Here is a 1,649-nt window from a genome sequence, read left to right as displayed (position 1 = left end):
GGCCAGTCCGGCGACCTCCTCCTCGGTGACGCCGGGGGTCATCCGGGTGCCGCCCATGGCCAGGCCGTCGACCAGGGAGTCGACGACCACCCAGCCCTTGACGGTGCCGCCGCTACCGCCCAGGTGGACGGTGAACGCGGGGCCCTGTGGGTCGTGCGGAGCAGTCATGTCCAGTTCCTCCGTGGGTGCGTGGGTGGGACGGGTCAGAGGTAGAGCTTGCTGAAGCCGCGCATGATCTCCAGGCCGTCGGGGCGGAACTCCAGGTGGGCCTGGGCGCCGAAGATCCGGCCGTCGTCGGAGCGGATGAACTCCACCGGCGCGTGTTCCGAGCGGCCGATCGCGCGGAAGCCCGCGGGGGCCTCCTGGAGGTACAGGGTGTGCCGGTGGAAGACCGTCACGGTGGGCTTCACGTAGGTGAAGACCGGCTCCCCGGTGTCGACCTGGGCCTCGTGGCCGCCGACCCGCTGCGGGCCCTCGGCGAGCCGGCCGCCCGCGGCGACGGCGATGATCTGCATGCCGCCGCAGATCCCGAGGACCGGGACGTCGGTCCCCGTCACGAGGTCGATCAGCGGCCGGTAGTAGTCGCTGTCGTAGGCGCGCACCTTGGTGCCGCTCAGGGCGATCGCCTGGTACCGGCCGTCGATCCGGTCCGGTACGTGGGCCGCGTCGACGACGTCGGTGTCGGAGCCGAGCTGTTCGAAGCGGCCGCGGAGCTGTTTCAGGGACAGCGTCCCGTTGTTGACGACCAGTACGCGGGTTCGTGCCACGGGTCCACTCCTCAGCTTGGCGTGATGACGGTGCCGGTGCGGCCGGCCAGCAGGTCGGTGACCGGTGCGCTGCCGATGACGACCCGTTGCACGCCCCGTTCCAGGGCTTCGCCGGCCGCCCGGAGCTTCTTGCGCATGCCGCCGGTGGCGCCCTTGTCGCGGAACTCCGCGACGGCCTCGGCGGTGATCCGGTGCACCGGCCGGTCGTCGATCAGCAGGTGCGGGACGTCGGTGACCAGGACCAGGGCGGTCGCGCCGAGGGCGCCGGAGACGGCGGCCGCGGCCCGGTCGCCGTCGGTGTTGACCTCCTGCCCGGCGGTGTTCCTGGCCAGTGGGGTGACCAGGACGCAGTGGCCGGGGCGCAGGCCCTTCAGCAGGGTCGGGTCGACGTCGGTGATCGGGCCGACCAGGTTGTCCAGTTCGACGAGCTGCTTGTCCTTCCACCACCAGCGCTCGCCTGCGGCCGCGCCGACCAGGCCGTCGCTGCCGACGACCCGTTCGGTGCTGATGCCGCGGGCGCCGAGCAGGCCGTCGAGCTGTTCGGTGAGGGCGGCGCTGACCTGCTTGATGTCGGCGAGCACCTCGGGGGTGGTCCAGCGGCTCTGGTTGCCGTAGCGGTCGCGCAGGATCGCGGACGGCTCGCTGTACTCGGGGCGCAGCAGCCGCAGCGGGCGGGACCAGCCGTGCACGAGCACCAGCGGGTGGGTGCGCCCGTGCTCGGCGAGGTCGTCCCACCAGGCGTCGGGCATCGCGTGCAGGGTGGAGCCGCCGAGTTTGACCACGGTGGGTGTCGTCGCGCTCATGCGGGCATCACCGGTTGCATGGTCAGGCCGGTCTGCACCGGCAGGCCGAATCGGAGGTTGGTCGCCTGCAGCGCCTGGC

The 1,649-nt window shown here is 72.3% G+C and carries 2 protein-coding genes and 1 pseudogene; all 3 read right to left on the bottom strand.

Going from position 1 to position 1,649, the window contains the following annotated elements:
• A pseudogene (locus ABD345_RS39895) lies at positions 1-168 on the bottom strand (Glu/Leu/Phe/Val dehydrogenase); the annotation flags it as partial.
• Between the two features lie 35 nt (positions 169-203).
• Positions 204-767 carry a type 1 glutamine amidotransferase gene (locus ABD345_RS39890; protein ID WP_344559731.1) on the bottom strand — a complete coding sequence of 188 codons (564 nt, stop codon included), beginning with the start codon at positions 765-767 and terminating at the stop codon, positions 204-206.
• 11 nt (positions 768-778) lie between these two features.
• Complete coding sequence (locus tag ABD345_RS39885; RefSeq protein ID WP_344559730.1) at positions 779-1,570, bottom strand: amino acid kinase family protein; 792 nt, start codon at positions 1,568-1,570, stop codon at positions 779-781.
• Between the last annotated feature and the right edge of the window lie 79 nt (positions 1,571-1,649).

The sequence above is a fragment of the Kitasatospora saccharophila genome (assembly GCF_039529925.1).
Taxonomy (GTDB): domain Bacteria; phylum Actinomycetota; class Actinomycetes; order Streptomycetales; family Streptomycetaceae; genus Kitasatospora; species Kitasatospora saccharophila.
Note: the sequence above shows the minus strand (reverse complement) of the source record. Positions and strands in the feature narration are given on the sequence as shown.

Bases quoted from the DNA above. Each gene is read 5' to 3' on its own strand.
- ABD345_RS39885 (WP_344559730.1), bottom strand. From the start codon at position 1,570: ATGAGCGCGACGACACCCACCGTGGTCAAACTCGGCGGCTCCACCCTG.